This is a genomic window from Streptococcus sp. NM (assembly GCF_003390135.1).
In the GTDB taxonomy this organism is placed as follows: domain Bacteria; phylum Bacillota; class Bacilli; order Lactobacillales; family Streptococcaceae; genus Streptococcus.
In genome coordinates, this window is sequence record NZ_QUOS01000001.1 from 228,774 (window position 1) to 254,036 (window position 25,263).

Sequence of the window (25,263 nt, forward strand, 5' to 3'; positions counted from 1 at the left end):
AAATAGGAAAAGGATTTTATAAAAATGGGTAAATATTTTGGGACTGATGGAGTCCGTGGAGAAGCTAACGTAGAATTAACGCCAGAATTGGCCTTTAAACTAGGACGTTTTGGAGGCTATGTTCTTAGCCAACATGAAACGGAAGCACCGAAAGTTTTTGTAGGACGTGATACACGTATTTCTGGGGAAATGCTAGAATCTGCCTTGGTAGCTGGTCTTCTTTCAGTTGGTATTCACGTATACAAACTAGGTGTTTTGGCAACACCAGCAGTAGCTTACTTGGTAAAAACTGAAGGAGCAAGTGCTGGTGTCATGATTTCTGCCAGCCACAATCCAGCCCTTGATAACGGAATTAAGTTCTTTGGCGGTGATGGCTTCAAACTGGACGATGAAAAAGAAGCAGAAATTGAAGCCTTGCTAGACGCTGCGGAAGATACTCTTCCTCGTCCAAGTGCAGAAGGCTTGGGAACCTTGGTAGATTATCCAGAAGGCTTGCGTAAGTATGAAGGCTATCTTGTTTCAACTGGAACTCCTCTTGAGGGAATGAAGGTTGCCTTGGACACAGCAAACGGTGCGGCGTCTACAAGTGCCCGTCAAATCTTTGCAGACCTTGGCGCTCAATTAACTGTTATCGGGGAAACACCAGATGGTCTTAACATCAACCTTAATGTTGGTTCAACTCACCCAGAAGCTCTTCAAGATGTGGTCAAAGAAAGCGGCTCAGCTATTGGTTTGGCCTTTGACGGAGACAGTGACCGTTTGATTGCTGTTGATGAAAATGGCGACATCGTTGATGGTGACAAGATTATGTACATCATCGGAAAATATCTTTCTGAAAAAGGACAATTGGCGCAAAATACAATTGTGACAACTGTTATGTCCAACCTTGGCTTCCACAAGGCCTTGGACCGTGAAGGCATTAACAAGGCAGTCACTGCAGTTGGCGACCGCTATGTTGTGGAAGAAATGCGAAAATCAGGTTACAACCTTGGTGGTGAACAGTCTGGTCACGTCATCTTGATGGACTACAATACAACAGGTGATGGTCAATTATCAGCTGTCCAATTGACTAAAATCATGAAGGAAACTGGTAAGAGTTTGTCAGAGTTGGCAGTAGAAGTAACCATCTATCCACAAAAATTAGTCAATATCCGAGTGGAAAATGCCATGAAGGAAAAGGCTATGGAAGTGCCAGCTATTAAGGCTATCATCGAGAAGATGGAAGAAGAAATGGCAGGGAATGGCCGTATCCTAGTACGCCCAAGTGGAACAGAGCCCCTTTTGCGTGTCATGGCAGAAGCGCCTACAACAGAAGAAGTGGACTACTATGTTGATACTATCGCAGACGTAGTTCGAGCTGAAATCGGGATTGACTAAATCCTAGAAAACTAGATGAAAATAAAAAATTATGGTACAATAGCTTATAATATTGTAGCCAAGGGAGAAAGACATGAATCTTAAACGTGAACAAGAATTTGTTAGTCAGTATCATTTTGATGCGCGTAATTTTGAATGGGAAAATGAAAATGGAGCTCCTGAAACTAAGGTGGATGTGAACTTCCAATTACTCCAACATGACCAAGAAAATCAAGTGACATCTTTAGTGGTTGTCTTAAGTTTTATGATTGTCTTTGACAAATTTGTTATCAGTGGAACGATTTCCCAAGTTAACCATGTAGAAGGTCGTATTGTCAATGAACCAAGTGAGTTTAATCAAGAGGAAGTTGAAACTTTGGCCCGTCCATGTTTGAACATGCTTAACCGTTTGACTTACGAAGTAACTGAAATTGCATTAGACTTACCAGGAATCAATTTGGAGTTCTAATATGAAATTAGCTGTTATCACAGATTCCTCTGCCTATCTCAGTGCAGAGACCTTACAAAGAGAAGATTTGTTTGTCTTGGATATTCCTGTCAATATTGATGGTGAAGAGTATGTCGAAGGCATCAATCTGACTGCTGAGGAATTTTACCAAAAAGTGGCTCAGGCTTCTGAATTGCCTAAGACCAGTCAACCAAGTATTGCAAAGTTAGATGAGATTCTAACTTGGCTCAAAGAACAAGGCTATACACATGTTTTGGGGCTTTTCCTATCTTCTGGAATTTCAGGTTTTTACCAAAATATCCAGTATATGGTCGATGACTATGAGGGCTTAACCATTGCCTTCCCAGACACTTTGATTACAAGTGCTCCTCTGGGTATCATGGTTGAAAGTGTCTTTAACTGGCGAGACCAGGGTGATGACTTTGCCATTATTCAGGATAAGCTAGCTATTCAAATTAGTCACACATCTGCTTTCATCATGGTGGATGACTTGGACCACTTGGTTAAAGGTGGACGCCTTTCAAATGGAGCTGCTATTTTGGGCAATCTGCTAAGCATTAAGCCAATCCTCTATTTCAATGACCAAGGTGTGATTGAAGTTTACGAAAAAGTTCGTACTGAAAAGAAAGCAACCAAGCGCTTAATTGAAATTATCAAGGAAGCCACAGCTTCAGGCCAATACCGTATCATTGTCATTCACGGGAATGCTCCTGAAAAGGCTGAGGAATTGCGTCAGCACTTACTTGAATCTGGAGTGGGTACGGATGTTTCACTTGCTAAATTTGGTAGTGTCATTGGAACACACCTAGGAGCAGGAAGCATTGCTCTAGGCTATATTCCAGTGATTTAGTTGGCGCTTCTAAGCTAGTTAAGAAATCTTGTATCTTAGAAATTGAACACGGACTACCTGCCTCATGAAAAAAGATGCCTGTCTTGCCTTTCATGGAAAGTCAGCGTCATTCCCTATTTTTTCAAGGGCAGCTAACGTCCTTTGTATCTTAGTCAGGAGTAGAGATGAGTATTCGAGTAATTATTGCTGGTTTTAAGGGAAAGATGGGCCAGGCTGCTTGTCAGATGGTCTTGGCTGATCCAGACTTGGACTTGGTAGCAGTTTTGGATCCTTTTGAGTCTGATTCAGAATGGCAGGGAATTCCTGTTTTCAAGGATAAGGCTGATTTGGTCGATTTTGAAGCGGATGTCTGGGTAGACTTTACTACACCAGCTGTTGCCTATGAAAATACACGCTTTGCTCTTGAAAATGGCTTTGCTCCAGTAGTTGGAACGACTGGTTTCACAAGTGAAGAAATTGCAGAGCTAAAAGAATTTTCTCGTGCCCAAGATTTGGGTGGTTTGATAGCTCCAAATTTCGCCTTGGGTGCTGTTTTACTCATGCAATTTGCAAGGCAGGCTGCTAAATATTTCCCAAATGTGGAGATTATCGAGCTCCATCATGACAAGAAAAAGGATGCTCCGAGTGGAACTGCTATTAAAACAGCTGAGTTAATGGCAGAAGTTCGAGAGTCTACCCAGCAAGGTGCGCCTGATGAGGAAGAATTGATTACAGGTGCCCGTGGTGCTGATTTTGATGGCATGCGTATTCACTCAGTTCGTTTGCCAGGTTTGGTAGCCCATCAGGAAGTCATCTTTGGCAATCAGGGAGAAGGATTGACCCTCCGTCATGACTCTTATGATCGCAGCTCCTTCATGACAGGGGTGAATTTGGGAATTAAAGAAGTTGTCAAGCGTCATGAGCTTGTCTATGGATTAGAACACTTATTATGAGATTAACGCAAATGCCTTCTGAATTTCAGAAGGCTTTACCAGTATTAGAAAAAATTAAAGAAGCAGGTTTTGAGGCCTATTTTGTTGGTGGCTCTGTTCGAGATGCCCTCCTCAATCGTCCCATCCATGATGTGGATATTGCGACGTCTTCTTATCCAGAAGAGACCAAGCAGATTTTTCCTCGAACAGCCGATATCGGAATCGAACATGGAACCGTCTTGGTACTAGATGGGGATGAGGAGTATGAGGTAACCACTTTTCGGACAGAGGATGTCTATGTGGACTATCGCAGACCCAGTGCGGTTTCCTTTGTGCGTTCGCTAGAAGAAGATCTCAAACGCCGTGATTTTACAGTCAATGCCTTTGCCTTGGATGAGACAGGAGAAATCATTGACTTGTTCCATGGTTTAAAAGATTTGGAAAAGCAAGTCTTACGAGCAGTTGGAGTGGCTAGTGAACGTTTCAACGAAGACGCTCTGCGGATTATGCGCGGTTTCCGTTTTCAGGCTAGTCTTGGCTTTGAGCTTGAGCCAGAAACATTTAAGGCTATGAAGACCTTGACGCCGCTTTTGGAGAAAATTTCTGTAGAGCGTACCTTCGTTGAGTTTGATAAACTCTTGCTGGCTCCATTTTGGAGAAGGGGCTTGGCTTCCATGATTGAGAGTCAAGCTTATGACTATCTCCCTGATATGGCAGCTAGCCAGGACAAGCTTAACAGACTGTTTGATTTGGAGACTGATTTCACCTTTGAATCCTCTGAACAAGCCTGGGCGGCTTTACTGTGGGCTTTGGAGATTGAAAATGCGCAGCCATTTTTGAAAGCTTGGAAGACCTCACGTCAGTTTGCCAAGCAAGTTCAGGATTTGCTGACTATTTTGGCCTTGCGTGAAAAGGGAGAATTGAGCAAGCGCGATTGTTATCGCTTTGACTTGGATTTACTTTTACAGGCTGAAAATCTTCGTCAGGCTCAAGGAAAAGAAGTCAACCCACAAGCCATCACAGAAACCTATCAGAGTTTGACCATTCATGACAAGAAAGAAATCCAAATCAACGGTGGTATTTTGATTAAGGAATATGGCTATCAACCAGGCCCAGACTTGGGAGAGATTTTAACAGAGATTGAATATGCCATTGTCGATGGAGAATTGGAAAATGACCGTCAAGCCATCCATGCTTATCTAAGGGAGAAAAAATGAGTGATTTTATCGTTGAAAAACTAAGTAAATCCGTCGGTGATAAGACCGTTTTTAAGGATATTTCCTTTATCATCCATGATCTAGATAGAATTGGTTTGATTGGTGTCAATGGGACTGGAAAGACTACCCTTTTGGACGTCCTTTCTGGTGTTTCTGGATTTGATGGGGATGTCAGTCCCTTTTCAGCTAAGAATGATTACCAGATTGGTTACTTGACCCAAGATCCTGATTTTGATGATAGCAAGACGGTCTTGGATACGGTTCTCTCCAGCGACCTCAAGGAAATCCAGCTCATTCGTGAGTATGAATTGATCATGCTCAACTATAGTGAGGACAAACAGGCGCGTTTGGAACGGGTCATGGCAGAGATGGATTCTCTCCAAGCTTGGGAAATTGAGAGTCAGGTCAAGACTGTTCTCAGCAAGCTGGGGATTCAGGACTTATCTACTCCTGTTGGGGAATTGTCAGGTGGTCTGAGAAGACGGGTTCAGTTGGCACAAGTCTTACTTGGCAATCACGACCTTTTGCTTCTGGATGAGCCGACCAACCATCTGGACATTGCGACTATTGAGTGGCTGACCCTCTTTTTGAAAAATTCAAAGAAGACCGTCCTTTTTATTACCCACGATCGCTATTTCCTAGACGCTTTGTCAACTCGAATTTTCGAATTGGATCGCGCAGGCTTGACCGAGTATCAAGGCAATTATCAGGACTATGTTCGCCTTAAGGCTGAACAAGATGAGCGCGATGCGGCTCTTCTTCACAAAAAAGAACAACTTTATAAGCAAGAATTGGCCTGGATGCGCAGACAACCGCAGGCGCGTGCGACCAAGCAGCAGGCTCGTATCAATCGTTTCCATGATTTAAAGAAAGAAGTTTCAGGTGGTGTTGCTGAGACAGACTTGACCATGAACTTTGAAACCAGTCGGATTGGGAAGAAAGTTATCGAGTTTCAGGATGTTTCTTTTGCCTATGAAAACAAGCCCATTTTGCAAGATTTTAATCTCTTAGTTCAGGCCAAAGACCGCATCGGAATCGTTGGGGACAACGGTGTTGGAAAATCAACCCTCCTCAACTTGATTGCAGGCAGTCTTGAGCCGACAGTAGGACAAGTTGTGATTGGGGAAACTGTTCGTATCGCCTATTTCTCTCAGCAAATTGAGGGCTTGGATGAAAGCAAGCGAGTGATCAATTACTTGCAGGAAGTGGCAGAAGAGGTCAAGACCAGCGGTGGTTCTACGACTTCGATTGCAGAGCTGCTGGAGCAGTTTCTTTTCCCACGTTCAACGCATGGAACCTTGATTGAGAAATTGTCAGGTGGAGAGAAAAAGCGTCTTTATCTCCTCAAACTGCTCTTGGAAAAACCAAATGTTCTCCTCTTGGACGAGCCAACAAATGATTTGGACATTGCAACCTTGACAGTTTTGGAGAATTTCTTGCAAGGCTTTGCTGGTCCAGTTTTGACTGTTAGTCACGACCGATATTTCTTGGATAAGGTAGCGACTAAGATTCTCGCTTTTGAGGATGGTAAAATTCGTCCTTTCTTTGGTCATTATACCGATTATCTTGATGAAAAAGCCTTTGAAACAGAAATGGCTAATCAAGTGCAAAAAGCCGAAAAGGAAAAAGTCGTCAAGGTTCGAGAAGACAAGAAACGCATGACCTACCAAGAAAAGCAGGAGTGGGCAAGCATTGAAGGTGATATTGAAGCCTTGGAAAATCGTATCGCTGCTATTGAAGAGGAAATGCAGGCCAATGGCTCCGACTTTGGTAAGCTAGCTACTCTCCAAAAAGAACTGGATGAGAAAAACGAAGCACTCCTTGAAAAATACGAACGCTATGAATACCTAAGTGAATTTGATAGTTAGAAGAATAGAAAAATCCCGTCTCATGGACAGGATTTCTCTATTCTTTTTTGGTTTCTTGATGAAAAATATTTTGCCAAGTTTCGTGGCGACGCCAGATACTGGTATGGACGATACCATCTAACTCATAGCAGATGAGTTTGGTCTTCTGACTGATGGAATTGATCTGGATGTCCTTGATAGCAGCATTCAACTCTTTCTCGGCCTTATAAGCCTCTTTATCCATCTGCTCTCCATCCTGGCGAATATAGACAAAATCATCAGCCAAGAGTTCTTCCAGTTGATTTCCTTGGTCAATCAATTGCTCGCGCATGAGCAATTTTTTATAGACATTGTCTAAAATTTCATCCTCAGGGATAGGTGCTGGCTCGATATGGACATCGGTATCAAAGACTCCAAAACGTTCCTCCAGCATAGACTCGACCTGATCTGCAATCTCGTGACTCTCAAAAACAGACAAGTCAGGATTCATTTCTAGCGTAATATCGAGGTAGATGTTGCTACCATAGGTACGGCCTCTTTGCGATTTGACCTTACTGATTTTGGGAATTTCCATAATGGCCTTTTGATAATCCTCAAGCAAACGGTCGTCAAAGCCATCTGAAAGGCTAAAGGAGGACTCGATGAAGATATCATAGGCCGTTTTCAAGATAAAGAAAGTGATGATAATGGCAACCAGTTTATCCACAATCGGATAATTGAAACTGCTGGCTAGGATGGCGATGGTAGTTCCAAGTGAAGTAACAGCATCTGAAAGATTGTCTTGGGCGGCAGCCTTTAATGCCTTGGAGTTGGATTTCTTACTGAGGCGAGTGTTGTAGAGATAAACCACAAACATAATCGCTGCAGAAATGATTCCTAGAGTTGCACCAAGAGGATCAATGACCGTTTCTTCTCGGCTGAGAATCTTTTGAATGGTATCCCTTAGTACATCAAAGCCGACATAGAACATGATGATAGAAGTGATCAAGCTAGCCAAATCTTCAATCTTCCAGTGGCCAAAACGGTGGTCACGGTCGGCAGGCTGGCGCGCCATCCGTATCCCAATCAAGAGGGCAACATTTCCAATGATGTCCGACACGTTGTTGAAACCATCTGCCACCAAACTGGATGAATGGAGGAGATGGCCAGTTGCTAATTTTGCTGCAGACAAGATCAAATAGGTCGAAATACTGATAATGGCTCCACGCTCAGCTAACTTGAGATTTGAGATAGATTGCTTCATTCAACTTCCTTTCTAGTCACATAGCATTCTACCATTATACTGGTTTTCAAGGGAAAATTCAAATAAGTCAGTTTTTAGTCTTTGAAAACTTTTCAAAATTTGGTATAATAGAACTACTCAAGGGAGTAGCTGGCAGAAACCTGTGATAGTGTCGTCATTCCGAATTTTATACTGAAAAGTATGCTTTCCGGCCCTATCTTAAACAGCGAGACTTGTTATGATTAACAGGTCTCTTTTTGTTTGTCGTTAAAAGATACGATGAGGAAAAAGAGAGTCTGTTTTGCACACAATGTCAAGGAGGAGACACATGTCAAAAGAACAAAAACGCCAAGCGTTTTACACTCAGAGTCCTGAAGAGGTCTTGCAGGCTGTGGATGCGACCGAGCAAGGTCTTTCATCAAGTGAGGCAGAAAAGCGCCTTGCAGAATTTGGCCACAATGAACTCGAAGAAGGCGAGAAACGATCAATCCTGGTCAAATTCATCGAGCAATTTAAGGATTTGATGATTATCATCCTAGTTGCGGCAGCCATCTTGTCAGTCGTGACTTCTGGTGGGGAAGATATCGCAGATGCTATTATCATCTTAGCCGTGGTTATCATTAACGCTGCCTTTGGTGTTTACCAAGAAGGAAAAGCAGAAGAAGCCATCGAAGCCCTCAAATCTATGTCAAGTCCAGCTGCCCGCGTTCTTCGTGATGGGCATATGGCGGAGATTGACTCTAAAGAATTGGTACCAGGAGATATCGTTGCCCTTGAAGCTGGTGATGTGGTACCAGCAGACCTACGTTTGTTAGAAGCCAACTCTCTTAAAATTGAAGAAGCAGCTCTTACAGGTGAGTCTGTGCCAGTCGAAAAAGACTTGACAGTTGAACTTGCTGCAGATGCTGGTATTGGTGACCGTGTCAACATGGCCTTCCAAAACTCAAACGTAACCTATGGTCGTGGGATGGGTGTTGTTGTAAATACAGGTATGTATACTGAAGTCGGTCACATCGCAGGTATGCTCCAAGATGCGGATGAGACGGATACACCCCTCAAACAAAACTTGAACAACCTTTCTAAGGTCTTGACCTATGCAATCTTGGTCATTGCCCTTGTTACTTTTGTAGTGGGTGTCTTCATTCAAGGGAAAAATCCACTTGGTGAGTTGATGACCTCTGTTGCCCTTGCTGTTGCAGCTATCCCAGAAGGGCTCCCAGCTATCGTAACTATCGTTCTTGCCCTAGGTACTCAAGTTTTAGCCAAACGAAACTCAATCGTTCGTAAGTTGCCAGCAGTAGAAACACTTGGTTCAACAGAAATCATCGCTTCTGATAAGACTGGTACGCTGACTATGAACAAGATGACAGTCGAAAAAGTCTTTTACGATGCGGTCTTACATGACTCAGCTGATGACATTGAACTAGGTCTTGAAATGCCACTTCTTCGTTCAGTTGTTTTGGCCAATGATACGAAAATCGATGTGGAAGGCAACCTGATTGGTGATCCAACAGAAACAGCCTTCATCCAGTATGCCTTGGATAAGGGCTACGATGTTAAAGGGTTCTTAGAGAAATATACACGTGTGGCTGAGTTGCCATTTGATTCTGAACGTAAGCTCATGTCAACGGTTCACCCATTGCCAGATGGTCGTTTCCTTGTAGCAGTCAAGGGTGCGCCAGACCAACTTTTGAAACGTTGTGTTCTTCGTGATAAGGCTGGGGATATTGCTCCGATTGATGAGAAGGTTACAAACCTCATTCACACAAACAACTCTGAAATGGCCCACCAAGCCTTGCGTGTCCTTGCAGGTGCGTATAAGATTATTGATATCATTCCAGAAAACCTGACTTCTGAAGAGCTTGAAAATGATTTAATCTTTACTGGTTTGATCGGGATGATTGACCCTGAACGTCCGGAAGCTGCTGAGGCTGTTCGTGTAGCCAAGGAAGCTGGCATCCGTCCAATCATGATTACGGGTGATCACCAAGACACTGCAGAAGCTATTGCCAAACGTTTGGGAATCATTGATGCAAACGATACAGAAGGCCACGTTTTAACTGGTGCTGAGCTCAATGAACTGTCAGATGAAGACTTTGAAAAAGTAGTTGGTCAATACTCTGTTTATGCCCGTGTGTCTCCAGAACACAAGGTTCGTATCGTCAAGGCTTGGCAAAAACAAGGTAAGGTCGTTGCCATGACAGGTGATGGTGTCAATGATGCGCCAGCTCTGAAAACAGCCGATATCGGTATCGGTATGGGAATCACTGGTACAGAGGTTTCTAAGGGGGCTTCTGACATGATTCTTGCAGATGATAACTTTGCGACTATCATTGTTGCGGTTGAAGAAGGACGTAAGGTCTTCTCAAACATTCAAAAGACTATTCAGTACCTACTTTCTGCCAATACTGCTGAAGTATTAACCATCTTCCTATCAACCTTGTTTGGTTGGGATGTCTTGCAACCAGTTCACCTCTTGTGGATTAACTTGGTAACAGATACCTTCCCAGCAATTGCACTAGGTGTTGAACCTGCTGAACCAGGTGTCATGAACCATAAACCACGTGGTCGTAAGGCAAGCTTCTTCTCAGGTGGTGTTCTGACTTCTATCATCTATCAAGGTGTACTCCAAGCAGCTATTGTTATGAGTGTTTATGGCCTTGCTCTTCTTTACCCAGTTCACGTGGGTGACAATCATGCCATTCATGCGGATGCCCTTACTATGGCCTTTGCAACCCTTGGTTTGATTCAACTCTTCCATGCCTATAATGTGAAATCTGTTTACCAATCCATCTTGACAGTTGGCCCATTCAAGTCTAAGACCTTCAACTGGTCTATCTTGGTATCCTTCATCCTTCTTATGGCAACAATCGTCGTAGAACCGCTTGAAGGAATCTTCCACGTAACCAAACTAGACTTATCACAATGGGGAATCGTCATGGCTGGAAGCTTCTCAATGATTATCATTGTCGAAATCGTTAAATTTATCCAACGCAAACTCGGTTTTGATAAGAATGCGATTTAAAAAAAGTCATCTTCGGATGGCTTTTTGCTATAGTTGAGGGAAAGGGCTTGCAGTTATCGGCTTTTGTGCTATAATTGCTATAATATAGTAAAAAGAAAGAGGAGTGTGAGGAAGTGGAGAAGAAAATTGTAAAGGATATCTTATTTTTATCTCAGGTGTCTCAACCGGCAAGTCAAGAAGATCTTTATCTTGCCAGAGATTTGCAAGATACACTCTTAGAAAATCGCGAGACCTGTGTTGGGCTGGCTGCCAATATGATTGGGGTGCAGAAGCGCGTGATTATCTTTAATCTTGGCCTGGTTCCTGTGGTCATGTTTAACCCAGTGCTCCTGTCTTTTGAAGGAGCTTATGAGACAGAGGAAGGCTGTTTGTCCTTGGTAGGTGTGAGACCTACTAAGCGCTATGAAACTATAAGGGTTGCCTATCGTGACAGCAAGTGGCAGGAACAGACCATTACCTTGACAGGCTTCCCAGCCCAGATTTGCCAGCATGAACTGGATCACTTGGAAGGACGAATCATTTAGGAGGAAAGCAAATGAAACGAATAGTCTTTGAACTGCTTTTTATCGCAACGACCTGGTATATCTTTTTACCGCCTCTTAACCTGACCAGCTGGGAATTTCTCTTTTTCCTCTGTGGGCATTTGCTGCTTGTGGCTATTTTATTTGGCTTTGGCAAGGGAATAAATCTGGTCAAAACAGTTCATGTGCGCCACGGCAAGGCGGAAGCTGCTTTAAATTTTGAGAGTTTCAAAATCAATCGATTAGGGAAAATCCTTTTAGCTTCTATTGGAGGAATTCTTCTCTTAGCTGGTTTAGTTTCCTTGGTGACCTCCAGCATTTTTCAGGCTAAAAATTATGCCAATGTAGTCACGGTGACGGAAAAAGACTTTACTGAATTTCCTAAGACTGACACCAGTAAGGTTCCTATCTTAGATAGAAGTACCGCTGAAAAAATTGGGGACCGCTACTTGGGTTCCCTAACGGATAAGGTGTCGCAGTACGTAGCCGCAGACACCTATACCCAACTGACGATTGATGGAAAACCTTATCGAGTGACGCCACTAGAATATGCAGACCCTATCAAGTGGTTTAACAATCAAGCAAAAGGAATCGGCGAGTATATCAAGGTGGACATGGTAACTGGAAATGCCAACTTGGTGGACTTGAAGACACCAATCAAATATTCAGACTCGGAGTATTTTAACCGTGATGTCAAGCGTCACCTGCGCTTGAAGTACCCAACCAAGATCTTCAAAACTCCATCTTTTGAGGTGGACGATGAGGGCAATCCTTTCTATGTAGCAACGGTTTACCAAAAGCAATTTGGCTTAGCAGTTCCTCGTCCTATTTCAGTCATTATCTTGGACGCCACAAATGGAGAGACCAAGGAATACAGCTTGGCAGATGTTCCGGAATGGGTGGACAGGGTTTATCCAGCTGAGGAGACCATCGAGCAAATCAACTACAACGGCAAGTACAAGGATGGTTTCTGGAATGCCATGATTTCCAAGAAAAATGTGACCCAGACTACCAAGGGCTATAATTACTTGTCTATCGGTAATGATATTTACCTCTACACAGGTGTGACATCGGCCAATGCAGATGAAAGTAATCTTGGTTTTATCCTAGAAAATATGCGAACAGGAGAAATCACTAAGTATAGCTTGGCTTCTGCGACAGAAGAATCAGCCCGTGAATCAGCAGAAGGTGCTGTTCAGGAGAAATCCTACAAGGCGACCTTCCCAATCCTCATCAACCTCAATGACAAGCCTCTCTACATCATGGGCTTGAAGGACAATGCTGGTTTGGTCAAAGAGTACGCTCTGGTAGACGCAGTCGAGTACCAAAATGTTATCGTAGCTACGACAGTGGAAGAGCTACTCAGCAAGTACGCCAATAAAAACGATCTTGAAATTGATAATGAAACAACAGAAAGCATCAAGGGTGTGGTAGCAGACCTCAAATCAGCTGTTATCAAGGGAGACACCGTCTACTTCTTTAAAGTTGATGGCAAGATTTACAAGGTTAAGGCCTCAGTATCAGATGACCTCCCTTACCTCGAAAATGGTAAAACCTTCGAAGGTCAAGTAGGAAAAGACAACTATCTCAAGACCTTTAAAGTGCAGTAAGGGAAGAGGCTGGGCAAAAACTCAATTTCAGGAAAAAATGAAGTAAATTATTCCACAATAAAACGCATAGTATCAAGATTTTTCTGTACTGACCCCAAAAAGTTAGACAATTAATTTATCCGAAGGATTTAGTTCTGTATTGCACAGGGCTAAGTCCTTTTAGTTTTACCTTAATTCGTTTATTGTTGTAGTAATCAATATAGTCTACAATAGCTTGTTCCAATTGCTTAAGCGACTGAAATGACTTCTCATAACCATAAAACATCTCTGATTTCAGAATCCCAAAGAAGGACTCCATCATACCATTGTCTGGGCTGTTACCTTTACGTGACATGGATGCTTGAATTCCCTTACTCTCTAGAAACTGATGATAAGAATCGTGTTGATATTGCCAGCCTTGGTCACTATGGAGAATCGTATTCTCGTAGTATTTCTCTGTGAAGGCCTGTTCCAACATCGTTTTTACTTGTTCTAAGTTGGGTGAAGTTGAAAGATTATAGGCGATAATTTCGCTATTAAAGCCATCTAAAACTGGTGATAAGTAAAGCTTTTGAGTACTTGCTGGAATGGCAAATTCTGTCACATCTGTGTAGCACTTTTCCATTGTTTTAGAGCCTTCAAATTGACGTTGAATGAGATTCTCTGCCTTTTTGCCAACATCTCCTTTATGAGAAGAATATTTTCGTTTCTGTCGCATTTTGGCTTGTAAATTGAGTACTTTCATCAAGCGTTGAACTCTTTTATGATTTACCAGATAACCACGATTTCTTAGTTCGAAATAAATCCGACGATAACCATAATTTCCCTTGTGTTCGATAAAGATGGATTGAATTTCAGCTTTAAGCTCTTGGTCCTTATCTGGTTTATCTAGCTGTTTCAAGTGATAGTAGTAGGTCGAACGAGCTAGTTTAATGGCTTTTAGAAGAATATCTAACGAAAACTCAGTCATTAATTCTTGAACAATTTCTGTCTTTCTTCTTTCTCTTTTTCCTCCTTCAATCGGAGTTCTCTTAACTTTTTTAGGATAGCATTCTCCGCTCTCAGGTACTCATTTTCTGCTTGAAGACGTTCTAATTCTGTCCTCTCTTCAGGTCTCGTTTGTGGCTTACGTCCCATTTTAGGTACTCTCCCTCTTGTTTTCTCAACAATAGTATACCCGTTTTTCTTGTATTGTGCTAGCCAATTAAGAAGTATCGTACGACTTGGGAGGCCGTATTCAAGAGAAACTCTATCTTTAGTCCAGCCTTCATGTAAGACTTTATCAATCATTTCTTGTTTTAAATCAGGAGAATAGTAACGATTTTTTCCTTTTTTGACGAACTCTATTCCGTAACGATCAATCAATTTAATCATGTACCTAATATTAGAATTGTTTATCCCAAATTTATTTGAAAGCTTCTCTAAGCTATATCCTTGTTTTCTAAGTTCATAGATCTGAACTTTATCATCATAAGTTAACTTCATGATAAAAACACCCCAAAAGTTAGATTTTTTTCTGTCTAACTTTTGGGGTGCAGTTCATTCAACACCTGATATTATGCGTTTTTTTCTGAGGTTTAAGACTTTTCCCAGTCTCTTTTCAGATGAATTTCTTGGTTGTGGCTAAAAAATATGCTACACTAGCAATATGAAAATTTTAATCCCAACAGCAAAAGAAATGAACACAGACTTGCCAAGTATCGAAGCCGCTCCTTTAAGACTAGAAAGTCAGGCGGTACTTGATGCCTTGGCTCTCTATTCTGCCAGTCAATTGGAAAGTTTTTACAAGGTATCAGCTGAGAAGGCGGCGGAAGAATGTCAAAATATCCAAGATTTGAAAAGGCAAACTGCTCAACACTACCCAGCCTTGAATCTATTTGATGGGCTTATGTACCGCCACATCAAGCGAGATAAATTGACAGAGGCAGAACAAGCCTATCTTGAAAATCATGTCTTCATCACCTCGGCTTTGTACGGTGTTGTTCCAGCCTTGTCAGCTATGGCCCCTCACCGTTTGGACTTTTTGATGAAGTTGAAAGTCGCTGGTAAGACTTTGAAGAGCCATTGGAAGCAAGCCTATGATGAAGCTTTGAAGAAGGAAGAAGTGATTTTCTCTCTCTTGTCATCGGAGTTTGAGACTGTATTTTCTAAGGAAATCAGAGAAAAAATGGTGACCTTCAAATTCATGGAGGACAAGGGTGGTCAGCTGAAGATTCATTCAACCATTTCTAAGAAAGCGCGTGGTGCCTTCCTAACGTCTCTGATAGAAAATCAAGTGCAGACGGTGGAGGAAGCTCGTCGTTTAAGCTTTGCAGGATTTAACTACCGAGAAGATCTGTCCCAGCCACAGGAATTGGTTTTTGTAAAGGAAGTATAAATAAGGATAAAAGAAGAAAACCCAGCATGGAAAGTCGTGCTGAGTTTTTTAGTTTATAAAGTATTGGATATATGAATCTCATTTGATAAACAGTTAAGATTGTTAACCAAACTCATGATTGACAGATGGTTTCGGCAAATAAACTTCTTGGTAATTCCTGGAATATAGAAATTAGACACAATGATATCGTAGTCTGTCTGATTTAAAATCTCAGGGCTTGTTTCCAATTCATCCCAAATATCAAAGCTGAATCGATTGTTACAATAGTATGTAAGCATATCCTTTAAAGTAAGTGATAGGGCGTGGTCAAAGTTACTGATAATCAAAACCTTGATAGGTGGTCGATTTTCTAACAACTGGGTAGAGAGGTTTTCAGCATGGGTTAAGATGGTGTACATCAAGTGTTCCAACTGTTCGGGATGGTCATGCTGTCCAATTGCTTGACGGTATTGAGCCAGTTCTTGACGCGCACTCCCCATAAAGTCTGGGAAGTAAACTTCGAAATTTTTAATCGTCAATGCTTTTTGTTCAAATAAGATTGGGGTAGAAAAGATTTCCTGTCTTTCAAAGAAAGCAGTGTTGTGTAAATGCCAAATCAGCTCATCGTGGTTGGTAAAGGTAATCTTATATTGTTTTGATAGGCGTTCTAATATTTGACTAAGTAATTGGTAAGAGTATCTTGCTTCACTGTTTTCTTCTAATGAATTAAAGAACCCTTGAGGATCTAAGAAAAGATTGTTTTGAAGAAAGGAAATAAAAATTTGTGCGATGATATCTGGAGTGATTTCCAGTCCCAGTTTTTCAGAAAAATGGACAAGTATCTCCTCAAAATTTGGAACACTTGCTAAAATAGGATAGTATTCATCAAAGAAATGATTTGGTAAGTCGATGAAATGACCATTTTTGATGCGGTAAATACTGATAGCTACCATCAGTTTGTACATTCTATAAATTGGAAATCGCATTGGATAATTCGTAATTTTATAGAAGAAGTCAACAAACTCTGTTAAATCTTCCTCAGGAAGGTCAGGAAAAGGCCAATCTAAGAAATAATAGCGCTCAGAAAAGTATTGGGCAAAAAAGTAACGAATATCGATCTCATTTCCACGTATCTCGGATGGAGTAAAAGATAATTCAATTTGAAACTGAGATGAAAGAGTCTTTGTAATATTTCTGCCCACTCGATAGAGGTTGGCAGTACTAGAGTGAAGATTTTCTATTGTTCGATAAATAGGTAGCCCCTCATTGAAGAACATATACTCTAGTAATTGAAAAGATTGAGAATTAGCAAGAAAATATTGATAAATATCTTCTACACTAGTGTTAACTTCTAAATCTATCATGATTCCGTTAACAGAAGATTGGATGTCAATAGATGGAAAGGCAAGACGTAATTCATTTAAATCACTTTTTAAAATTCGTTCTGTACATCCTAATTTTTCGGCTAGTTCATAAAATTTCATCCAATTACGATTCTGAATTAAGGTTTCCATTAAACGTAATTGTCTTTGATCTTTTGTGGATAAAAGGTTGCGCATATAGGTAATTTCCTCCTTAATTCATTATATCATATTTTTTTGTCTAAAAAGTATAAAAAACTTAGAGTAAGAAAATTGTCGTCAGTAATCAGAAAAATTAGAATAAGATAAGTGGCCCTTAGGTGCAAAAATAGAATATATCAATTGTTCAGAAAATATTGATTTATATATCAAATAGTTGTAGAGTGGGAATTATAAAATATTACTTAGGAGTTCAAAATGAAACATTCACATAAGAAATCATTTGACTGGTATAGCATGCAACAACGATACTCTATTCGTAAGTATCACTTTGGTGCAGCTAGTGTCTTGCTCGGTACAGCTTTAGTATTGGGAACTGCCGCTAATGCGCAATCAGTACAAGCGGAGGAACAACATCCAGAAGCAACTAACAGTGTTTCTGTTGATAAGGTAGATGAAGCTACTAAACCAGCAGAAGTTTCTACACCTAAAAAAGAAACAACTTATGCAGCTCCAACTGTTGCGAACCCAGTAGAAACGACTCCAGCTAAAACTGAAGAAGCTACTAGACCAGCAGAAAAAGTTGAAGAAGCAAAAGATAAAAAAGAAGAAGTAACGCATCAAGATGCTGTTGACAAGTCAAAATTGTTAACGGCTCTTTCGCGTGCTAAAAAACTTGAGAGTAAGTTATATACAGAAGCAAGTGCTGCAAACTTGCAAGCAAGTATCCAAGCTGGTCAAAGCTTGCTTGGGAAAGCAGATGCAACTGAAGTTGAATTATCAGCAGCAGAGTCATCTATTCAATCGTCTATTATTGGTCTAGAACTTCGTTCTAACTCTGATAAAGGAACTGTATCAGAAACTCCTGTAGTGAAGAAAGCTGACGCGGCAGAAGCCAAAGAAGAAGCTAAACCAGTTGCAACAACTGATCGTTCAGCTGTTAATAGTACTGTTTTGCCAACTAGCACACCTGTTAAAGTAGAAGCTACGTCAAGACCTGCATCTACAAATGAACTTTTGAAACCAGCTCTTAGCCTTTCTGACGCTCGCCAAAATCCAGCTATCCGTAAAGAAGACTTGGATAAAGGGCACAGTGGCTTTAGAGCAGCTAGCAATCCAGCTAACCCAATTGTTTCAGGTTCTGGAAATACAGTTGCATTTACAGATATTAGTCAAGGTGGTCGTAGTTATAGTTTCCGTGGCTACGGAAACTCACGTGGTGGTAATTCAATTCATTACGATGTAACAACAGTACGTCAAGGTAATAGATTGAATTTCACAATTAGATACTCTGGTCCAGGTGAATTTGTTAATAATAACTTTATCTTGGACAAAGGGGATGGATTTGGAAATCCTTCAAATGCAACCATCACAACTCCAAGATTAAGAGAGCAATCAAAACCTATTAGCCAGGGTGCCAACTTCGTATCTCACTCAGGATACAGTATGACCTCTGCTACTTCAACAAATATGGAACAAACAATCAGATTTAGTTTGCCTATCATTAATCCAAATGGTGACTTGTCTGTTCGTTTGAAACCAGTTACTTTTAACGTGGACCAAGGTGGTGGCGGTGCCGCTACTAGCAATGACCCATACAGTAACTCTAACTATTATTATAGAGCAAACCCACTCCTCTTGGATGCAAATCCAAATGGTGGTACTAGTAACAAGACTGTTACAGAAGAACTTGAATTCCAAACTATCTATCTTCCAACTAGTAAATTGCCAGAAGGTGAGACTAGATTAGTTAGAGAAGGTGAAAAAGGACAACGTCAAATTACCTATAAAGTTCATCGATTAGGTAATGAAACAATCCTTGGCTTGCCAATTAGTAATAGAGTTACTAAAGAAGCTAAACCACGTATTGTTCAAATCGGTGTTGCTAAAGAATTCATTGAAACTGTAAAACCACGTGTTGATCAAAATAAAATCGGTGATACCAATAACCTCACTTTCTATCTTGATAATGATGGTAACGGTGTTTACACTGAAGGTGTAGACGAACTTGTTCAAAGAATTGCTATTAAAGATGGTGCTAAAGGTGAAAAAGGAGATCAAGGTGAACGTGGTCTGACTGGAGCACAAGGTGCTAAAGGTGAAAAAGGAGATCAAGGTGAACGTGGTCTCACTGGAGCTAAAGGTGAAAAAGGAGATCGAGGCGAACGCGGTCTGACTGGAGCACAAGGTGCCAAAGGTGAAAAAGGAGATCGAGGCGAACGCGGTCTGACTGGAGCACAAGGTGCCAAAGGTGAAAAAGGAGACCAAGGTGAACGCGGTCTGACTGGAGCACAAGGAGCAAAAGGTGAAAAAGGAGACCAAGGTGAACGCGGTCTGACTGGAGCACAAGGAGCAAAAGGTGAAAAAGGAGACCAAGGTGAACGCGGTCTGACTGGAGCACAAGGTGCTAAAGGTGAAAAAGGAGATCGAGGCGAACGCGGTCTAACCGGAGCACAAGGAGCACAAGGTGAAAAAGGAGATCGAGGCGAACGCGGTCTCACTGGAGCTCAAGGAGCAAAAGGTGAAAAAGGAGACCAAGGTGAACGCGGTCTGACTGGAGCACAAGGTGCTAAAGGTGAAAAAGGAGACCGAGGTGAACGTGGTCTGACTGGAGCACAAGGTGCTAAAGGTGAAAAAGGAGACCAAGGTCAGGCAGGTCGTGACGGTGTAACTCCAACCGTAACCGTTAAAGATAATAAAGAAGACGGCACTCATACTATCACGATTAACGACGGTAGAGGTAATGTTACAAGTACTGTTGTAAGAGATGGTTTCGATGGCGCAAGTCCATTAGTTGCGACTCAACGAAATGACGCAGATAAAACAACGACTGTTATCTTCTATTATGACCAAAATGATAACAACGAATTTGATGCAGGCGATACAAAACTAAAAGAAGTTGTCATTGCAGATGGAGCTAAAGGTGAAAAGGGGGACCAAGGCGAACGTGGTCTAACCGGAGCGCAAGGTGAAAAAGGAGACCGTGGTGACCGTGGTGAAACAGGAGCAGCGGGACGTGACGGAAAAACTCCAAAAATCACAACTGCTCGTGGAGCAGACGGCCGTAGTACTGATATTACATTTACTATTCCTGGAGAAGAGCCTGTTGTAGCTAACATTAAAGATGGTAAAGATGGACGTACACCAACCATCGACTTAAATGCCTTAGCTGAAGCAGCAGCAAGATTAAACAATCAAAGAAGCGGAAGAGTAAGAAGAGCTTTAGCAGACGCCCCATCTACAGCACCAGCAGAAAAACCAAGAGAAGGTACTCTTATTACAGCGTACTTTGATAACAATGGTAATGGTCGATACGATGAAGGTATAGATGAATTAATTGCTAAACAACCAATTTATAATGGTACAGACGGTGCCAATGGTGCAGCAGGTGCAGCCGGACGTAATGGTGCTGAACTATTAAGTGGACCTAAAGCACCAACAGCAGATGATGGTAAAGATGGTGACACTTATATCGATGCAACTACAGGTGATGTTTATAAGAAAGAAAACGGAACTTGGGATAAGATTGGTAACATTCGTGGGCCTCAAGGTCTAAAAGGTGAAGCCGGAGTTGCAGGACCACAAGGACCACAAGGGCTACAAGGACCTAAGGGTGAACAGGGTGCTCAAGGTCTTCAAGGACGTGATGGAGCGCAAGGACCTGCAGGACGTGACGGCCGTGAAGGTGTACCAGGACCAGCGGGACGCGACGGACGTGATGGAGCGCAAGGACCTGCAGGACGTGACGGCCGTGATGGAAAAGACGTATTGAACGGCAAAGTTGATCCAACAACAGAAGGTAAAGACGGCGATAAATACGTTAACACAGAAACAGGTGACGTTTTCGTTAAGAATAACGGCAACTGGGAAAAAGAAGGTAACATCAAGGGACCTAAGGGTGATAAAGGTGCAGAAGGTGCGCAAGGACCTAAAGGTGCGGATGGAGCTCAAGGTTTACCAGGACGCGACGGACGTGATGGAGCACAAGGACCTGCAGGACGTGACGGTCGTGATGGACGCGACGGAAAAGACGTATTGAACGGCAAAGTTGATCCAACAACAGAAGGTAAAGACGGCGATAAATACGTTAACACAGAAACAGGTGACGTTTTCGTTAAGAATAACGGCAACTGGGAAAAAGAAGGTAACATCAAGGGGCCTAAGGGTGATAAAGGTGCAGAAGGTGCGCAAGGACCTAAAGGTGCGGATGGAGCTCAAGGTTTACCAGGACGCGACGGACGTGATGGAGCACAAGGACCTGCAGGACGTGACGGACGTGATGGACGCGACGGAAAAGACGTATTGAACGGCAAAGTTGATCCAACAACAGAAGGTAAAGACGGCGATAAATACGTTAACACAGAAACAGGTGACGTTTTCGTTAAGAATAACGGCAACTGGGAAAAAGAAGGTAACATCAAGGGACCTAAGGGTGAACAGGGTGCTCAAGGTCTTCAAGGACGTGATGGAGCGCAAGGACCTGCAGGACGTGACGGCCGTGACGGAAAAGACGTCTTGAACGGCAAAGTTGATCCGACAACAGAAGGTAAAGACGGCGATAAATACGTTAATACAGAAACAGGCGATGTCTTCGTTAAGAATAACGGCAACTGGGAAAAAGAAGGTAACATCAAGGGACCTAAGGGTGATAAAGGTGCAGAAGGTGCGCAAGGACCTAAAGGTGCGGATGGAGCTCAAGGTTTACCAGGTCGCGATGGACGTGATGGAGCGCAAGGACCAGCAGGACGTGACGGACGTGATGGACGTGACGGAAAAGACGTCTTGAACGGCAAAGTTGATCCGACAACAGAAGGTAAAGACGGCGATAAATACGTTAATACAGAAACAGGCGATGTCTTCGTTAAGAATAACGGCACATGGGAAAAAGAAGGTAACATCAAGGGACCTAAGGGTGATAAAGGTGCAGAAGGTGCGCAAGGACCTAAAGGTGCGGATGGAGCTCAAGGTTTACCAGGACGTGACGGCCGTGATGGACGCGACGGAAAAGACGTATTGAACGGCAAAGTCAACCCAACTACAGAAGGTAAAGACGGCGATAAATACGTTAACACAGAAACAGGTGACGTCTTCGTTAAGAATAACGGCACATGGGAAAAAGAAGGCAACATCAAGGGACCTAAGGGTGACAAAGGTGAACGTGGAGAAGATGGTAAGACTCCAGAAGTAACTGTAACTCCAGGTAAAGATGGTCATAGTACCGACATTACATTCACTGTTCCAGGTAAAGATCCAGTTACAGTAAATGTTAAGAACGGAGAAAATGGTCTGAACGGTAAAACTCCAAAAGTTGATTTACTTCGTGTCGAAGGACAAAACGGAAATCCATCTCATACAATTGTGACATTCTATACTGATGAAAACAATGATGGTAAGTACACTCCAGGAACTGATGAACTTCTAGGTTCTGAAATGATTAAAGATGGTGCTAAAGGTGCGGACGGACGTGATGGTAAATCATTGCTTACTGTCAAAGATGGTAAAGAAACTAAAGTTTACCAAGAAGATCCAGCACATCCAGGTCAACCATTGAACCCTGAAAAACCTCTTGCAGTTATTAAAGATGGAGTGGACGGTGTCTCTCCAACAGTAACAGCTGTTCGTAAGGATGAAGAAGGTCATAAAGGTGTAGAAATCACAGTTGATAACCATGATGGTTCACAACCAACTACAGTCTTTGTTCAAGATGGTGCTAAGGGAGAAACTGGTGCAACCGGTCAGGATGGACAAACTCCTACAATCACTACTCAACGTGGACAAGATGGCCAAAGCACTCTTGTAACTATCACAACACCAGGTAAAGATCCAGTAACCTTTACAGTGAAAGATGGTAAGAATGGTAAAGATGGACGTACACCAACTATTGATTTAAATGCATTGGTGGAAGCAGTTAGAAGAGGTGCTGGATCAACTTCTAATTCACAACCTTCTGGAACATCAAGAAGTGCAAGAAATAGAAGAGCATTACCAGATGAAGATAGAAGTACAACTGAGTCATCAGAAACAGTACAACCAACAACTACAGATGCAACAGATTCACAACCAGTAAATGGTACTCGTATTACAGCATACTATGATAATAATGGTAACGGTAAATACGATCCAGGTGTGGATGAATTAATTGGTACAAGTGATATCTTGAATGGTACAAATGGACGTAATGGTACAGATGGAGCTTCTGGTACAAATGGACGTAACGGTGCTGAATTACTAAGTGGAGTTACTGCCCCAACTGCTAATGATGGTAAAGACGGTGATACTTATATCGACGCCAATACAGGTGATGTTTACAAGAAAGAAAATGGTTCTTGGAACAAGATTGGTAATATCCGTGGACCTCAAGGAGTAGCCGGTGAAAAAGGCGACAAAGGTGAAAACGGAGCAGACGGTAAATCACCAGTTGTAAATGTAACGGACAATGGAGATGGAACACACTCTATTACTGTTAGAAACCCTGATGGTTCTGAATCAACAACTAAAGTTAAAGATGGTAAAGACGGTAAAACTGCCAATATCACTACAACAGAAAATCCAGATGGAAGCCACACAATTACTATAACAAATCCAGATGGAACAACTAAAGAAACAGTTGTTAAAAACGGTAAAGATGGTAAGACTCCAAAAGTTGAAGTGACTGATAACAACGATGGAACTCACACTGTTAAAGTTACGGATGGAGATGGCAATGTTACGAATGCTATCATCAAAGATGGTAAAGATGGTAAAGCTGCAACAGCAACTACAACAGAAAATCCAGATGGAAGCCACAGAGTAACAATCACTAACCCAGACGGAACGAAGAATGAGTTTGTTGTTAAGAATGGTCGTGACGGTGTTGACGGACGTACTCCAACCGCATCTGTTCGTGACAATGGGGACGGAAGTCATACAATCGTTATTACAAATCCAGAAGGTGTGACAACTGAAACCACAGTTCGTGATGGTAAATCACCAAAAGTTACTATTACTGACGAACAAAATGGAACTCATAAGATCTCAGTTCTAAATGGTGACGGCACAACTACTGAAACAATTATCAAAGATGGTAAATCACCAGTAGCAACTGTTACTGACAACCATGATGGTACTTACACAATTCGTGTAGAAAACGGTAATGGTACTGTTTCTGAAACCACAGTTCATGACGGTAAATCACCAACTGCTAAGGTTGTGGATAACGGAGATGGAACTCACACTATCACAGTTGTGAACTCAGACGGTACAACTACAACAACTACAGTTCGTGATGGTAAAGAACCAAAACTTGAAGTTATTGATAACAACAATGGTTCACACACTATTAAAGTGACAGGAGCTGATGGTAAAGAAACTACAACTACAATCTTTGATGGTAAATCACCAAAAGCGAATATCGTAGATAACGGAGATGGAACTCACACATTAACAATCGTAGATTCTGATGGTCGTCAATACAAATCTATTATCAAAGATGGTAAAGACGGTAAAGATGGCGTTTCACCAACTGTAACTGTTAAAAATAATAACGACGGAACTCACGTTGTTACAATCACTAATCCAGATGGAAGTAAGACAGAAATGGTGATTAAAGACGGTAAAGATGGTAAATCACCAAAAGTTTCTGTTGAAGATAATGGAGATGGTAGTCATACAATCACAATCATCAATTCTGATGGAACTGTGACAAAAACAGTTGTTAAAGATGGACGTGATGGTCGCGACGGCAAAGATGGTAAGGACGGAAAAGATGGTAAATGTGGTTGCCAAGGCAAACCAGTAACACCATCAAATGACAAACCAGTTCCTCCAACACGTAATGTGCCAGAAGGACCAACGTTTGCAATGCCAGAACCACCAGTTCATGAATTGCCAGAATTCAACGGTGGTGTTCCAGGAATGCCAGAGGTTAATGAATTGCCAGAATTCAATGGTGGAGTACCAGGTATGCCAGAAGTCAATGAACTTCCTAATCCAGAAGTTCCAGGAATGCCAACACCTCCAGTTCATGAAATTCCAGAATTTAATGGCGGAGTACCTGGTATGCCAGAAGTCAATGACAAACCAACTTCAAACATTCCTGAAGTTCCAACACAACCAAATCCAAATGTACCAGTTCAACCGGTAACACCATTAACTTCTAACCCAGTAGTACCAACTACAGGTAAAGAAAAACATGGGGACAAATTACCAGAAACTGGAAGCCAATCTGATTATATCTCTGTTCTTTTAGGTAGCGGTATTCTATTGAGCCTATATGTAGGTCGAAGAAAAGAAGATTAATCAGCAACAAGCAGTCACTAATTTCTCGAAAGAAGATGATAAGTGATAGATCTCGAATGAAAGAATATTCTTAGAACGATTTTCCATGATGGAAAAGACTGCT

14 protein-coding genes are annotated in these 25,263 nt (G+C 41.9%); 11 read left to right on the top strand and 3 right to left on the bottom strand.

Features of this window, described 5'->3' with window-relative positions; genetic code table 11:
* Positions 1-24 precede the first annotated feature (24 nt).
* From glmM to DXN33_RS01390, 6 genes are all read left to right on the top strand, one after another.
* A complete protein-coding gene (glmM, locus tag DXN33_RS01365; protein ID WP_049551634.1) occupies positions 25-1,377 on the top strand; it encodes a phosphoglucosamine mutase in 1,353 nt (450 codons plus the stop codon).
* Positions 1,378-1,450: 73 nt separating this feature from the next.
* Positions 1,451-1,825: a DUF1149 family protein gene (locus tag DXN33_RS01370; protein ID WP_049487011.1), complete on the top strand. Its 375-nt coding sequence runs from the start codon at positions 1,451-1,453 to the stop codon at positions 1,823-1,825.
* Between the two features lies 1 nt (position 1,826).
* Complete coding sequence (locus tag DXN33_RS01375) at positions 1,827-2,675, top strand: DegV family protein (protein ID WP_115904121.1); 849 nt, start codon at positions 1,827-1,829, stop codon at positions 2,673-2,675.
* A 164-nt stretch (positions 2,676-2,839) separates the two neighbouring features.
* The gene (gene dapB, locus DXN33_RS01380; RefSeq protein ID WP_115904122.1) at positions 2,840-3,607 is read left to right on the top strand and encodes a 4-hydroxy-tetrahydrodipicolinate reductase; all 768 of its coding nucleotides are present in this window, start codon (positions 2,840-2,842) and stop codon (positions 3,605-3,607) included.
* Entirely contained in the window at positions 3,604-4,803 is a 1,200-nt protein-coding gene (locus tag DXN33_RS01385; RefSeq protein WP_115904123.1) for a CCA tRNA nucleotidyltransferase, read from the top strand. Before dapB ends, DXN33_RS01385 begins: the two co-directional genes overlap by 4 nt.
* Positions 4,800-6,671 (top strand): ABC-F family ATP-binding cassette domain-containing protein, encoded by a 1,872-nt coding sequence (locus DXN33_RS01390; RefSeq protein ID WP_084861809.1) that lies wholly within the window; start codon positions 4,800-4,802, stop codon positions 6,669-6,671. Before DXN33_RS01385 ends, DXN33_RS01390 begins: the two co-directional genes overlap by 4 nt.
* A 37-nt stretch (positions 6,672-6,708) precedes the next feature.
* Here the strand turns inward: DXN33_RS01390 and mntE are convergent, their stop codons facing one another.
* Entirely contained in the window at positions 6,709-7,893 is a 1,185-nt protein-coding gene (mntE, locus tag DXN33_RS01395) for a CDF family manganese efflux transporter MntE (protein ID WP_115904124.1), read from the bottom strand.
* 307 nt (positions 7,894-8,200) lie between these two features.
* On the opposite strand from mntE, the gene DXN33_RS01400 reads away from it, so the two are divergent.
* The 3 genes from DXN33_RS01400 (at position 8,201) to DXN33_RS01410 (ending at position 13,028) form a co-directional block, all read left to right on the top strand.
* Positions 8,201-10,897, top strand: a complete 2,697-nt coding sequence (locus DXN33_RS01400) for a cation-translocating P-type ATPase (protein ID WP_115904125.1) — start codon at positions 8,201-8,203, stop codon at positions 10,895-10,897.
* A 113-nt stretch (positions 10,898-11,010) separates the two neighbouring features.
* Complete coding sequence (locus tag DXN33_RS01405) at positions 11,011-11,421, top strand: peptide deformylase (protein ID WP_115904126.1); 411 nt, start codon at positions 11,011-11,013, stop codon at positions 11,419-11,421.
* Between the two features lie 11 nt (positions 11,422-11,432).
* Positions 11,433-13,028: a hypothetical protein gene (locus DXN33_RS01410; RefSeq protein ID WP_115904127.1), complete on the top strand. Its 1,596-nt coding sequence runs from the start codon at positions 11,433-11,435 to the stop codon at positions 13,026-13,028.
* 115 nt (positions 13,029-13,143) lie between these two features.
* On the opposite strand, the gene DXN33_RS01415 is transcribed toward DXN33_RS01410, so the two are convergent.
* Positions 13,144-14,492 (bottom strand): IS3 family transposase gene (locus DXN33_RS01415; RefSeq protein ID WP_115904128.1). Its coding sequence is split into 2 segments (ribosomal slippage): positions 13,144-14,051 and positions 14,051-14,492, totalling 1,350 coding nucleotides; the frame shifts between segments, so codons are not numbered across the junction.
* A gap of 163 nt (positions 14,493-14,655) precedes the next feature.
* On the opposite strand from DXN33_RS01415, the gene yaaA reads away from it, so the two are divergent.
* Positions 14,656-15,384 carry a peroxide stress protein YaaA gene (gene yaaA / locus DXN33_RS01420; protein ID WP_115904129.1) on the top strand — a complete coding sequence of 243 codons (729 nt, stop codon included), beginning with the start codon at positions 14,656-14,658 and terminating at the stop codon, positions 15,382-15,384.
* Between the two features lie 53 nt (positions 15,385-15,437).
* Here the strand turns inward: yaaA and DXN33_RS01425 are convergent, their stop codons facing one another.
* Positions 15,438-16,922, bottom strand: coding sequence for a M protein trans-acting positive regulator PRD domain-containing protein (locus DXN33_RS01425; RefSeq protein ID WP_115904130.1), 1,485 nt, complete (start codon positions 16,920-16,922; stop codon positions 15,438-15,440).
* Between the two features lie 219 nt (positions 16,923-17,141).
* On the opposite strand from DXN33_RS01425, the gene DXN33_RS01430 reads away from it, so the two are divergent.
* The gene (locus DXN33_RS01430) at positions 17,142-25,160 is read left to right on the top strand and encodes an SIALI-17 repeat-containing surface protein (protein ID WP_115904131.1); all 8,019 of its coding nucleotides are present in this window, start codon (positions 17,142-17,144) and stop codon (positions 25,158-25,160) included.
* Positions 25,161-25,263 lie beyond the last annotated feature (103 nt).

Coding starts and splice junctions, on each gene's coding strand:
- mntE (WP_115904124.1), bottom strand. CDS start 7,893: ATGAAGCAATCTATCTCAAATCTCAAGTTAGCTGAGCGTGGAGCCATT.
- dapB (WP_115904122.1), top strand. CDS start 2,840: ATGAGTATTCGAGTAATTATTGCTGGTTTTAAGGGAAAGATGGGCCAG.
- yaaA (WP_115904129.1), top strand. CDS start 14,656: ATGAAAATTTTAATCCCAACAGCAAAAGAAATGAACACAGACTTGCCA.
- DXN33_RS01385 (WP_115904123.1), top strand. CDS start 3,604: ATGAGATTAACGCAAATGCCTTCTGAATTTCAGAAGGCTTTACCAGTA.
- DXN33_RS01390 (WP_084861809.1), top strand. CDS start 4,800: ATGAGTGATTTTATCGTTGAAAAACTAAGTAAATCCGTCGGTGATAAG.
- DXN33_RS01375 (WP_115904121.1), top strand. CDS start 1,827: ATGAAATTAGCTGTTATCACAGATTCCTCTGCCTATCTCAGTGCAGAG.
- DXN33_RS01430 (WP_115904131.1), top strand. CDS start 17,142: ATGAAACATTCACATAAGAAATCATTTGACTGGTATAGCATGCAACAA.
- DXN33_RS01370 (WP_049487011.1), top strand. CDS start 1,451: ATGAATCTTAAACGTGAACAAGAATTTGTTAGTCAGTATCATTTTGAT.
- DXN33_RS01400 (WP_115904125.1), top strand. CDS start 8,201: ATGTCAAAAGAACAAAAACGCCAAGCGTTTTACACTCAGAGTCCTGAA.
- glmM (WP_049551634.1), top strand. CDS start 25: ATGGGTAAATATTTTGGGACTGATGGAGTCCGTGGAGAAGCTAACGTA.
- DXN33_RS01425 (WP_115904130.1), bottom strand. CDS start 16,922: ATGCGCAACCTTTTATCCACAAAAGATCAAAGACAATTACGTTTAATG.
- DXN33_RS01410 (WP_115904127.1), top strand. CDS start 11,433: ATGAAACGAATAGTCTTTGAACTGCTTTTTATCGCAACGACCTGGTAT.